This is a genomic window from Acinetobacter gerneri DSM 14967 = CIP 107464 = MTCC 9824, assembly GCF_000368565.1.
Lineage (GTDB): Bacteria > Pseudomonadota > Gammaproteobacteria > Pseudomonadales > Moraxellaceae > Acinetobacter > Acinetobacter gerneri.
Window position 1 is genome coordinate 736,921 of sequence record NZ_KB849544.1, and the last position, 12,910, is coordinate 749,830.

Genomic DNA, 12,910 nt, shown 5'->3' on the forward strand with positions numbered 1-12,910 from the left:
TTTTAGATAAGCATTTTAAGATATGAGAAAAGCATTCAAATTTGAGTGCTTTTTTTAATTATCGAACAAAAAAACGATCTACTTATACAGTTTTTATCAAAATTAGCAGTCGTGCATATAACAAATATCAATAAAAGCGATTGTTAGTTCAGTGCTTTTTTGCCTAAAATAGCGTTTAGTAATTAGAACCATATTTTTAGGTAGCTGACGCCATGACCTTTGTTGTCACTGAAAATTGCATCAAATGTAAATATCAAGACTGTGTTGAAGTTTGTCCAGTAGATTGTTTCTATGAAGGTCCTAACTTCCTTGTGATTAACCCAGATGAATGTATCGACTGCGCACTTTGTGAACCAGAATGCCCAGCCAATGCGATTTTCTCAGAAGATGAACTACCTCAAGGTCAAGAAGTCTTTATCGAGTTAAATGCTGACCTTTCACAAAAATGGCCTAACATTACCCAAATTGGCGATCAACCTGAAGATCGTGAAGAGTGGAATGGTAAACCAGACAAATTGCAATATCTTGAAAAATAATTGCAGAAAAAAGATCAGCTCAGCTGGTCTTTTTTTATACGTTAAAAGTACATTTCCTTGCAAAAAAGTCAAATTATCTCCATCAATCTAGACTAAAATAGCCAGTCATTTAGCAAAAATTATATTTCTCATAATGAAACATATTTTGAAGGGGCTGCTCGCAGTCAGTATCGTCCCAGTTATGATGATCGGATGTACCTCATCCCCTCAAAAAACACCAACAGCAACAACACCCGGCCATCGTATTTTTATACCACAAGAACAAGTGATTATTGATCGCCCAATTCCACCAAAAATCACCCCTGCTTCTTATTTAACTTGGTTATCACAAAACAATAATCGTACACAAGTTCTCGAATATGAGCGTTACTTAGAAAAAAATGGTGTGGGAAATGTCGTCCCAAGTTTTGAATTGATGCGTACAGCACGTGATTGGGAAAAATGTGGCAAAAGCCAATATATGGTTCCAAACCGTGAACTTTGGGGCAATCAAATTTCAACTCTTCGTGTTTTCAAATACTTAATCGCCTCAAAAACATTAACAGATTTTGAAGTGACTTCGGTTTACCGTGACCTACCTCTCAATCAATGTGCAGGTGGTGCTGGCTCTTCTCGCCATTTATTTAATTCTGCTATGGATTTTCGTATTGGCCCTGCCAATCCATCGCCACAAGATTATAGTTTTATTGAAAATACAAAATACAAACTATGTCAATTTTGGGCGCAACATGGTCAAAGCTTCAACATGGGCTTAGGACTCTACGCATCAGGACAAATTCATATTGATACCCAAGGTTATCGAACTTGGGGACCTGACCATAGCCGTAACAGTTCAATGTGCAGCAATTTTTAGATCTAAAATTCAAAATCAAGATAATTGAATATAGACAACCAGAAACCGTTCTGGTTGTTTTTTATGCATCAATTTCAGCTAAAATTGCACTCTTGATTTAAAAGTTTAAAATGCAGTTAATATTTTTAAGGTGACACTGTTATGCAACAAATGTGGTCAGAAATCGACGCATATATCGAATCACATTTAATTCCTGAAGACCCTATTCTCACGCAGACGCTGAAGAATACGGATGAAAAAGGATATCCTGACCATTTAGCAGTTGCAGCCAATCAAGGCATGCTTTTACAAATGTTAATCCAGATGAACAAATGTAAACGTGTACTTGAACTGGGAACTTTTGCAGCATATAGCACTATGTGGCTTGCTCGTGCCCTGCCTGATGATGGGTATATTTTGACAATCGAGGGTCGTGATACGCATGCTGCTTTAGGCCAAGAAAATATCGACAATGCCAAACTCCCACAAACAGTTGAACTAAAAGTTGGCCGTGCTGCTGATATTTTACGAGCACTGCCTAGTGATACCGAAGCTTTCGATTTTATTTTTGTGGATGCTGATAAACAAAGCTATCCTGAATATTTAGAATTGAGCCTTGATCTTTCACATTCTGGTACTGTGATTGTACTTGATAATGTCATTCGTGCTGGCGACATCCTTGATCCTGAAAATCACAAACCAAGTATCGAAGGTATCCGTGAAATGTATCAAGCCATGCAAAATCACCCTAAAATACTATCTTGTACAGCTCTACAAACTGTAGGCTCTAAAGGTCATGATGGCTTTGCAATTGCGATCGTAAAATAAAGTTATATAAAGACTGAATCATAAATAAATCATTTAAAAAGACCAATTAGTTTGGTCTTTTTAAAATTTGAGTTCATCAAATATAAGATCTTCATCCAAACATCTCAATTAACCCTTTATTACATTATTTAAATCAATTATAAAAATAGATAAAAATTAAAAATTATTTATTCACCCCAACTAGCTCCCCATAACTAATCCCTACATTTTCACAACCCAACGTAGCAGATACACACTTAAAACTACTATCTAACACAACTTTAAATTTCGAAATTTTATGATCGCTTTTTAAAATTTCTGCATAATAAGTATAACGCTTATTTTTATTATCATAAGTTATTTGATCACCCCTTATATAATCCAAACCTCCCCCCTCACTATCCGCTGTCGAATTTATTATCTTTATAGTTGCAACTTTATTTTCCTTAACACTATATAAAACAGCGTCTGCTTCAGATACTCTATAAGGAGATTTCACATAATTAATTTCATAATTTTTCCTTATTCTAACACCAGTTACTATACTCCCATCATAAAGCAAGTGCATATTCACATCAGCATTTACTGGCAAAATATCGTTATAGACATTATATATTTTATTATTATTTAATATTTGAACACCTATTTTTTTTGTACATATTTAATATCATTTCTTATTTTAGAAACATTTCCAAAATCTTTTAATTTAATTTTCAATTTTGCATTAATAACAATATATTTATTGTATTCATCAACATATTCTATAGGTTTTTTATTTTGAATAGAATCTAGTACAATATCATTCCAATCCTCCGATAATGCAAAACAATTACTCATACAGCTTAAGCCAAATACGATCAAAGCTGAATTCCTCAATATTTTCATATAATTCCCCCTTATTAATAAACTAATTTAACCGATAAAAAAGGCATTGGGTCAATTCGCCCAACTAACCCCACACCTAAATTTATTGCACTCCTTGCTTCAAAATGAAGATGCGCACCTTTTAGAATAGTTGTCATACCGTTTGCATTACCAGAACTTCCTGTTTTTCCCAGTTTCCCTCCAACATCAATAGGATCACCTTTATGGACATCAATTTGTGAAAGATGTGCATAAAAGAAATAAATAAATTCTGACGTATTTAATTTACTTTTTGCATATAGCTTTTGAGATTCTGGTAAATCGTCGATTTTTACTTGAATCACTACAATATAACCATATGCACCATTGGAATTTTCAGCAAGCCTTACAGTACCACTACAAACAGCATATATGGTGGTTCCAGGATTAGCCTGTAAATCTATACCCTGATGATTTTTTGTCCCCCCATTTCTTACTTTCCCAAAAGTAGCTGCTTTAGCACTTGCTAAACCTGCTGTTCGTAATTTACAAACATCTAATGGATCATGCCATTTATTACTACCGCCAACAGACTGACTATTTACAGTATTATTAGAACTTCGACTAGTGTCTTCTGTTTTTTTAGTTTGCGTATTCAAAGATTTCGGTTGTGGTGCAGCAACTGAAGTTCCTTTTAATTGTTTGATAGTTTCATCTAAACTCAAACTTTTCCCTGTTGTCTTTTTAATGTCTACTACATAATCATAGACATTAATATGAGTATCTATATAATTTCTTAACCAATTCCCATAAGCAGCCTTTGCATCATTGTTAAATCTCTTTAGATAATTCGTAGCTGATTTATTATTTTGTATCTGAGAAAATAATAAATTCTTAGCTCTTTCTTGACTAAATGAATTTTGGACAAATTGCCTACCGCCCCCTGCACCTTCGTGATGAAGTAAATATGCAAACTTTGCCATTGAACTTGGTTCTGTAAGATTCTGATAAGGTAATTTAGAAATTTTAAAATTATAAACAGCATAAGCAGCTGCTGCGTCGATTGACATTTCAGCATTAAATCTTAAATCCAAGATTTGTTGTGTTTTCAATTTTGGATTTTTAGCCACATGTTGCCCAACTAAGGAACTTTTATTTTTCGACATTTCTAACCAAGTGCTAGGTAAAAATTGTGTCATACCACCAGCTTTAGAACCATTATTATAACTTTTCTCGTTCCATTCGCCGCCTTTTTTCCTAGCAGCTTCGGCATTAATAAGTGCAGCTAATGCTTGTGGAGCAAACCCATGGCGTTTTGCAGCACTGATGATATATGCTCTGTACTTTGTGTTTACTGGATTGAGCAAAAAATTATCTTCGGTAAATTGTGTCGCAACAATGTGCGTACTATTGCCTGCATCCGTTCTTCTTTGTTCATTTTTCTGATCGGGCATTTGAGGAACATCTTTTTTTGATGTTGTATTTATTTTTTTTGAACCACTATCAAAAACACTTCCAATCCCATCTAGTATTGGTTTTCCAATTGCTTGTAAATCTCTTTTAATTCCCGATAATGTTTGTTGCAAAATGCCATCTTTAGCGTAGTGTTTTCCTTCAACTTTTACTTTTCTAGATGTCAACTTTAATACTTTTTTGCCCACTGGTAATGATTTATGGTCTGCAATCAGATCATACTCACCATATATATTTTTTATATAGACCTTTAAGCCTTTTGCATGATCTTCAATCTCTATATTGTCCAAACTACCATTTGTCACATTTTTTATTTCTTTTTTATCATCAAATTCTAATTTTAAAACCGCTTTATTAATGGGTTTAAAAGCTAAATCCATTAAGATAATCTTTAGATGCACTTCATATTTTTCATTTTCACCACTAGCTCCTTCTAAATAAATTTTTTGCCCTATTTTTAACTGGTGATTTTTTTTACCTGACAAAGAATTAATTTTAGCTAATTCATTGACACTAATATGATAGTTCTTAGATATTCCCCAAAGAGTATCACCCTCTTTAACCGTATAATATTTACTCATTTTTTTACTCTTCCGAACTCTCTAACTCATTTTGTGCGCCATGAGTACCTATTTCTATCGCATCATCTTCCGTATCAAAGTTTTCTTCATCTTCAAAAATGCTTGACCAATGATCAAAACCAATAAGAGCTTCATAGTCTTTAGATTCATCATTAATTGATAATTCAGATATACCTTGTGAGTTAGTTTTTCCTTTCCATATTATTTTTTTGCTATCAGGTTCATACATTTCTATTTTTGCATTTTCCATACCTGTTCCAGCAAGGCTTGAAAACAAGAAATTAACTGCATATGGACCTGGTTTAGGTAATTCTGGCAATTTAGTATTAACCTTCATTGCCCCCTTAAATACATGCTGCGCCGCATGATAATAAATCCCTGCATGCGATTTAAAGGTAATACCTTTTTCATCTAAATAAATTCCATTACCTTGCGATTCTATAGCTATACCCTTAGCAGCTTTTATTCTTATCCAGTCCTCTGCTGATATAATCTCAACAACTTTTTTCGCTATTGCTTCGATCATCCCATCTTGTGCTTGGAGTTTGATATCTTCTTTGGCTGCATAGATATTGATGCCTTTATTAACTGCAAATAAGCTGGCTTTATCTTGTGCATGCATCACGATATTTTTTTGAGAACTGACATTAGTCGAGCCACCAGAACTTAACCCTATCTCTTGACTAGCATGTGCAAGGATATCTTCTGGTGTTGTCATTGCGATGCCATTTGGTGAAGCCAATAGCATTAATGCTTGTCTAAAAAGTGTTCCATTACTTTCATTTGAAGAATTTGATTCGGCTTCTTGTAGTTCTTGTCCAAAACCTTGCACCAAACCTTGAAAATTACCAAGTAACTTCGTCAATCCATAGATCCACCTGTCAATGCTCCAGTGATATTGCTTAAATTAAAATCATCCAAACTAATATTGGAAAGCGCTTTTCCAACAGTACTTAGTGCAGTGAAAGGATTATCCAGCGCCTCATTTTTTATATTGTTAAGTTGTTTTTTTACACTTTCAACTCCAAAGTCTTCTACATTTTCTATAAAGCCTTTTAAATTATCTACAGCTCCTTTTACATCACCAAAATATTGGTTGAATTCTTCAATTACCCCGCCAGCTCCAAGAGTACTCATCTCCCCAATAAATCCCCCACACCCCTTTAGTGCATCAAGTGGATCGGTAGTTAAATTATCTTTAAAGAGGTTCAGGCCAATATTGATGGCTTGGCTCTTTGTTTTTATTTCAAGAGACTTGATCAATTTCGGTAACCGCTTAATGACATTGAGTGCATCTGTTTGCTGTTTAACAGCAACATCACTCAGCATATTCATACTGTTATGTGCTTGATCAAGTAACTTTTGTGCTTGTACTGCATCTAAATGGTCTGCTATTGCTTGTTCTTGAGCATAAGTCGTGAGTAGCATCCCTTTACCCGCACGAACAGCGCCATAAGCATCCGTTCTAAGTTCAAAGCCTTCACCACGCCCATTACTTTTTTCTGATTCTTTAGGATGACTAAGATTACCTAGATTTAGCTGTGTAGCAGCATGTGAACTTTGTAACTGTGCACTGATTTGTCCTGTACTATCATCGAACCTTAATTGATTATAGCCAGAGCCTGAAACCTCTTTAGAGCGGATACCACTAAGCTTTTTTGTCTCAGGTAATGAACCTTTCAAATCAAAATTGGTTTGTATGTGTTGAGATTCATAAATTCGTCCCTCTACATATGGCCGATCTATATCACCTTCCATAAAATTGATGATGACACCATCACCTATCCTCGGATGAAAACGCATGCCCTCACCAGATGAACCTGCCCAAGGTGTCATCACAGGTAGCCATGCCGAGTCTCCTTCATTATCATTTGCTCCTGCCCCTGAGCTATGGCAATGGTCTTTAGCTCGGGTAAATGGAAAGCGAACTTTGACATTTCCCCATGCGTCGACATAGATTTCTTCTGTACTTGGACCAACAACTGTCGCTCGCATTGGATATACATGTGGTCGATGCTTTTCAAGATCATATTCGGGTACGATTTTTATGCTATATCTGACTAAATTAAGTTCAGTACCCTGCATTTCATCTGTACTGGCTTTAAGATATTGCCACTGGCTCATATCCAACAAATGATCCATCTGATTTTTTAGATCTTTGGGTAGATTGTTATGCTGATAAAATTTTTTACCCATAATAATAAAGCGTCGATCACTTAGATCATGTTGATCAAGTTCAGAATGCCCATTTAATTCAAACCATGAGCCAACATCAGCATCACGGACACTTCCTTTAGCAACAAAACTCTTGGCTTGTAAATTTTGATAATCCAGTAATTGCTGATTTAGCCGATCAAGCTGTTGAAAATTCGCTTTGGTTGACCCGCCTTTACCATCAAGATCCGCTAACCATGCAGGAGCAATATTCCAAACTTGTTCTAAATTGAGTTGTTCATTACTCAAATTTTCACTATGTTTATGGTGACCGCTCAGTATCTGATCTTGATCTTGTTTTAAATTTTCAGGAAACCATCTTTGTATATGAATATGAGTTGAGCTTAGTTTACGATCTGAGCGTAACTCAGTAATGGTGTCACTTTGTTCAGCAGCATGACTACGACTATGAAAACGAATTTTCCCTCGTGCAAGCTCTGGAAAATGATGATTATCATCAATCAATTTTAGTCTTTGAGGTTGCATCTCATCTGAACTTGATTTAACTATAGCTTCATGCTCTGCAACCAACCAATTGACACCTTCGGACCGCCATAATCTTGTTAAAAAATGGTAATAATCCTCGTTATACATCATAGTAAATGGTCGTATATCGTAGTTTCGGGTTATTCCTGAATAATCCAACAAAATGTTATGCGCAAAAATCTGGCTCTGCTCAGCACAAAGCTTAAAAATGTTTTGGGTAATTTCAATTATTGTTTTATTTAAAAATACACAGCTATTGCGGCTTTGTTTGAGTAGAGCAAAAGCATCCTGAACCATCAATTTATAAACACATAATGCTCCATCACTTGAGCCTTGGCTTGCACCTGTTACCACACCCGTCAGCCTTGAAAGTTGACCGCGATCAGTGACGACATCTACGGCAACTTGCGTACCAATAAAAGCCTTCAGTGCTATTTTGTCATTGGTCGATAAACATAAAAGCTCATAGCGCAAACCTTGGTTAAGATGATGCTCACCATAAACACTTTGGATAAATACTTCGTCATTTAATTTTTGATTAGAAAATTGTGCACAGACTGTACGATATCGTGATGCCAGTCCCCATTTATTTAGATGTTGATGAATCGTATTGAGCATTTTATTTCAATTATTATAAATCTAAGAATATGCTGATTTTAATCTTGCTTAGAAAAATACAGAGTGTCTTGTTACGAATATCTATTTGTTAATTTTACTGTTTTTTATTTTTTAAATCATTGTATATTATAAATAAGAAGATTTAGGCAAAATGATCAAGACAATTACTTCATTCACGCATGCCCTTTAGATGTAATGTTATTGGTACATATCAGTATAAAAATTAAGCTTACTCAATCCTTAAGCGCTAAGCATAAAACTATTTATTAAAAATAAACTCATCTTTTGCCCAATCTCGAAAGTTATCCCCTGATAATGTTTGTATCATTGTGGATAACTTATGTATAAGGCATTAATTAATTGAAAATATGTAATTTTTCCCAATTGAGCAATAAATAGTCTTTTAAATTCATCGATATATTGACTATTCAATTATCTATTTTCTGATTAATTTATTTAATAAATAAGCACATGAAGATTCACATGCTTATTTACACAATTTTTAAAGGAAATTAAAAACCTATTTTACGACCAGAAGTGGCACTGCTGCATTCCTAAAGATCGTTGTAGTCACGCTACCCAAGAAAAATTGATGAATTTTACTGTGACTAAATGCGCCGAGTACAATCAATTGGATCTGATGTTGATTTTGATAATCCAAAATGTTTTCAGCAACATCTCCATAGCGATATTCAACAACGACATCCAACCCTGCATCTCTTAAAAAAGCTGAAGGTTGATTTAAAATTTCTGGATGGTCACCCACATAAAGTAAATGACATTGCAGTTGTCTTAGCAAATCACTTTTTGCGACCCGCTGTAATAGATCTTTACAGGTAGGTGAATCTTCATATGCAAAAATAAAACGTGTTGGTGGCTTAAAGTTTGGACCTACAGTCAAAACTGTGCATTTTGAACCGCGGATAAAGTTTTCAACATTGCTCCCCATGGCTTTATTTTTTTCAGCTGATCGTTCGCCTAATCGCCCGATAACAACAAAATCATTTTCACGTAAAACATTAAAACTTTGTTCCAAGAAATCACCTTTTTCTTGGATTATACTTGGTGTAATTTGATACTTTTCTTGGATCATTGCTGAAATATGATCAAGCAAATTGTTGCTATAGCTAATGGCTAATTCACTTTGTTTTTGCTCAAGTTCAGACAGTTCTTTGAGTAACATTGCATTACTTTCAAAACCAATTACGCCACTGATTTCACCGAGATGATAGCTTGCAGGATAATAGTCCAGAACTTGTAATAAAACTAATTCTCGCCCCGTTTTATGTGCAATCCATGCCGCAGCTTCTGCTAAGGCATTAATACACGGAGAAGAATCAATACATGCAATGACTCGATTCATAATTACCTCTTCTTGACTAATCTTAGCCTGGGTTTATTGTTAATTTTTAACTTAGCATATCTTTTTTATGCCGTGGTCAACTTTATGTAAAGAAATTCGAATTTGCCTTTTTAATAGCCAAAAAACAGGCATTTAATCACGGAATTTGATCAATTTAGCAGGATTTCCAGCCACAATCGCACAACTTTCAACATCTTTTGTCACCATACTATTCATCCCAACCACAGCATGTTTACCAATTTTCACCCCATCTTTGACTCCTACATGCGCCCCAATCCAAACATCTTGTTCTATTTCAATCCCTTTTGAAGTTACTGCTTGTTGGTAAATAGGCTGCTCTAAATCCATCCCATGATCAAATGCATAAAAATGACTATATGCTGCTATTCGCACTTGATCGTGTATTTTTATACCGACTCTACCGCCATCTAAAATCGAATGATGATTAATCGCTACTTCATTTCCGATTTGGATCGGTCCATGCAAACTACAATCGGCAGCAATAAAACAATTGTCCCCGATAATGATCTTGCGGCCCGGCTCTGCAAATATGTGTGCTAATGGTGAAATAAAACAATTTTCACCAATCTCAACCGTTTCAATTTGCATTAAATAAGCTTGATATTCTTTTTGCCAAGCTTCAGCCCAGACTTTATTTTTAGGTTTAAGAGACCAGTAGAGCCAAGGCATATAATTTAAGCGATGTTTATGTTGCTCACGATATTTGAGTAATGGATCTTTCTCAGTCATCCGTAGCCTCTTCTATGATGTTCAAAACCTGTCTACCGCGCGTAACATCTTGAATTTTTATTTTTAATGATTCAATTTGATTTACTTGTAGTCGGGCAACGACATCGACGCCATTGGCGGTGTACTCTTCGGTATATTCGATTTGTTGTTGTGATAATTCATATTGGAAAATAGGCCATTCATTAAACTGACATGAAAATTGGACTTCTTTCTTTTCTATCAGTTCTATCTTTTCAGCTAATAATAAACATTGTCCCGCTGTGCCCCCATAGGCACGCACCAAACCGCCCGTGCCTAATTTGATTCCGCCATACCAGCGATTGACCAGCACAATCACATTGGTCAACTCATTGCCTTCAATTGTAGCTAATATCGGACGACCTGCAGTTCCAGAAGGTTCACCATCATCATTAAAACGAACTTGATTACCGAGTTTCCACGCCCAACATTGATGAGTTGTCGTGATGTCCTTATATTGGAGTAAAAAATCTTTGATGGCTTGCTCGCTATCCACGACTGCAGCAATGGCTTGAAATCGACTTTTTTTGATTTCTTCTTCATAGGTTACAGTTTCGGCGATGGTATACGGCATATTTTACGATCAAAAAATTTAAAAATTTGGTTACTGAGTTCATCAGTATACCTTGTTTTGATTGTTTTATTTTATTCATTTTCCTCATTTTATCTGTAAAAAAAGACCTCCATGTGGAGGTCTTTGAAAGAGTTTTTAAAATAAATTAACGTTCACGTAAAGCTTCTTTGGCTTTATTGAATGGTTTCAACAAGTATTCAAGTACAGTTTTCGAACCTGTTTGGATATCAACTGTTGCAACCATACCTGGGGTAATTGCAAATGACTTACCTGCTTTGTTGTATAACTTATCAGAGTCTGTGCGGATATAAACACGGTAGTAAAATTGATCTTGTTTCACTTCATCACGAATTGTATCTGGTGAAATGATGGTCACCTTACCTTTTAATCCACCATAGATCGAATAATCATAAGCAGTAATCTTAACTAGTGCAGATTGACCCGGACGAATAAAGGCAATATCTCGTGGAGAAATACGTGCTTCAATAACCAACTGATCCTGTAATGGAACAATCGTCATCAATTTACCATTTTGCGGAATAACCCCGCCAATCGTCATCACATCAATTTCTTTTACGATACCACGAACTGGTGCTCTAAATACTGCACGGTTTAAAGAGTCAGAACGACCTTTAACCACTTGTTGCTGTTGATCGATATCAGTACTTGCTTTAGCTAGTTCTTCACGAGCTTGCACGTAATATTTACTACGCGCATCATTAATTTGGTTACGCAGATCATTGGCCTGACGTTTCAAACGTAGTACTTCAACCTCACTCGCTGCACCTTTTGCAACCAATGGCTCAGTCATTCGCAGCTCTTGCTCAACCAAGCCCAAAGCAGCCTGTAAACCTGTAACGGTTTCTTGCAGATTTGAACGACGAGTATTGTATAACTGAGTTTGTTCTTGAACTAATTTTGGATCAGCTTTTACAGAATCAGGAAATGCCAGTGCTGTTCCATTTACCTCAGCACGTAAACGTGCCGCAGTCGCTTGAGCAGAAACCAATAATGACTCTGACTCTCCGACATTTGAAGCGAAACGAGTTGGATCGAGCTGGGCAAGGATCTGACCTTTTTGTACAATGTCACCTTCTTTGACATTGAGCTTGGTCAAAATCCCACCCTCAAGAGATTGAATCACCTGATCTTTCGATGAAGGTACAACCTTACCCGTACCCGTAGATACTTCCTCAAGTTTAAATACATAAGCCCAGATAATTAAAATAATCAAACCTAAGCCAATAATCCAAACCATCAGACTCGCTCTTGGTAATGGTGGCTCTTGGTGAGTAACATTCAATGGGCGACCTTGTTTCTTGGTATCACTCATGAGTTTGCTCCTGGTGCTTGTTGCACTTGTTGAGGCTGAGAATTATTGAGGATTTGATCACGAGGTCCATCCATTACAATTCGCCCTTCATTGACCACAATAATTCGGTCAACTAATTCAAGAACTGCTCTACGGTGAGTAGCAACAACCAAAGTTCTATTCGCAAGCCAAACTTTTAAATGATCAATCAGTTGTTTTTCAGAAACATCATCAATCGAAGCGGTCGGCTCATCTAAAAGTAAGATATTTGGCTGACAAAGCAACAATCGGGTCAATAAGAATGCTTGACGTTGACCACCTGAGAAACCTACACCGCCCTCAAGAATCACATGGTCCAAACCTTCTTTCTTTTCATGTACGAATGCAATTGCACCTGTAATCGAAAGCGCTTTGATAATTTCCTCATCAGATGCATTTGGGGCACCTAAAGTTAAATTTTCGCGGATCGTACCAAAAAATAAATGTGCATTTGGCTTTGTTGC

Annotated in this window: 10 protein-coding genes and 2 pseudogenes; 3 read left to right on the forward strand and 9 right to left on the reverse strand. The window is 35.9% G+C overall.

Annotated features, from left to right (window positions below; genetic code table 11):
- The first annotated feature begins 212 nt into the window (after positions 1–212).
- From fdxA to F960_RS14750, 3 genes are all read left to right on the forward strand, one after another.
- On the forward strand, positions 213–536 hold the full coding sequence (gene fdxA / locus F960_RS14740; protein ID WP_004866668.1) for a ferredoxin FdxA: 324 nt from the start codon (positions 213–215) through the stop codon (positions 534–536).
- Between the two features lie 133 nt (positions 537–669).
- Complete coding sequence (locus F960_RS14745; RefSeq protein WP_004866670.1) at positions 670–1,389, forward strand: D-Ala-D-Ala carboxypeptidase family metallohydrolase; 720 nt, start codon at positions 670–672, stop codon at positions 1,387–1,389.
- A gap of 141 nt (positions 1,390–1,530) precedes the next feature.
- Positions 1,531–2,196 (forward strand): O-methyltransferase, encoded by a 666-nt coding sequence (locus tag F960_RS14750; RefSeq protein ID WP_004866673.1) that lies wholly within the window; start codon positions 1,531–1,533, stop codon positions 2,194–2,196.
- A gap of 163 nt (positions 2,197–2,359) precedes the next feature.
- Here F960_RS14750 and F960_RS21585 read toward each other — a convergent pair whose 3' ends face one another.
- The 9 genes and pseudogenes from F960_RS21585 to F960_RS14790 all read right to left on the reverse strand — a co-directional run.
- Positions 2,360–2,743 (reverse strand): hypothetical protein, encoded by a 384-nt coding sequence (locus F960_RS21585; RefSeq protein WP_004866675.1) that lies wholly within the window; start codon positions 2,741–2,743, stop codon positions 2,360–2,362.
- Positions 2,744–2,817: 74 nt separating this feature from the next.
- Positions 2,818–3,060 (reverse strand): hypothetical protein, encoded by a 243-nt coding sequence (locus F960_RS21590; RefSeq protein WP_004866678.1) that lies wholly within the window; start codon positions 3,058–3,060, stop codon positions 2,818–2,820.
- A gap of 14 nt (positions 3,061–3,074) precedes the next feature.
- Positions 3,075–5,072 carry a peptidoglycan DD-metalloendopeptidase family protein gene (locus F960_RS14760; protein WP_004866681.1) on the reverse strand — a complete coding sequence of 666 codons (1,998 nt, stop codon included), beginning with the start codon at positions 5,070–5,072 and terminating at the stop codon, positions 3,075–3,077.
- 4 nt (positions 5,073–5,076) lie between these two features.
- Positions 5,077–8,390: pseudogene (locus F960_RS14765) on the reverse strand (type VI secretion system Vgr family protein).
- A gap of 520 nt (positions 8,391–8,910) precedes the next feature.
- Entirely contained in the window at positions 8,911–9,753 is an 843-nt protein-coding gene (locus F960_RS14770) for a universal stress protein (protein WP_004866690.1), read from the reverse strand.
- Positions 9,754–9,885: 132 nt separating this feature from the next.
- Positions 9,886–10,503 (reverse strand): acyltransferase, encoded by a 618-nt coding sequence (locus F960_RS14775; protein WP_004866692.1) that lies wholly within the window; start codon positions 10,501–10,503, stop codon positions 9,886–9,888.
- Positions 10,496–11,095: an IMPACT family protein gene (locus F960_RS14780; protein WP_004866694.1), complete on the reverse strand. Its 600-nt coding sequence runs from the start codon at positions 11,093–11,095 to the stop codon at positions 10,496–10,498. The genes F960_RS14775 and F960_RS14780 overlap by 8 nt, the downstream gene beginning before the upstream one ends.
- Before the next feature lie 145 nt (positions 11,096–11,240).
- Complete coding sequence (locus F960_RS14785; RefSeq protein ID WP_004866698.1) at positions 11,241–12,428, reverse strand: HlyD family type I secretion periplasmic adaptor subunit; 1,188 nt, start codon at positions 12,426–12,428, stop codon at positions 11,241–11,243.
- A pseudogene (locus F960_RS14790) lies at positions 12,425–12,898 on the reverse strand (ATP-binding cassette domain-containing protein); the annotation flags it as partial. The pseudogene F960_RS14790 and the gene F960_RS14785, both read right to left, overlap by 4 nt.
- Between the last annotated feature and the right edge of the window lie 12 nt (positions 12,899–12,910).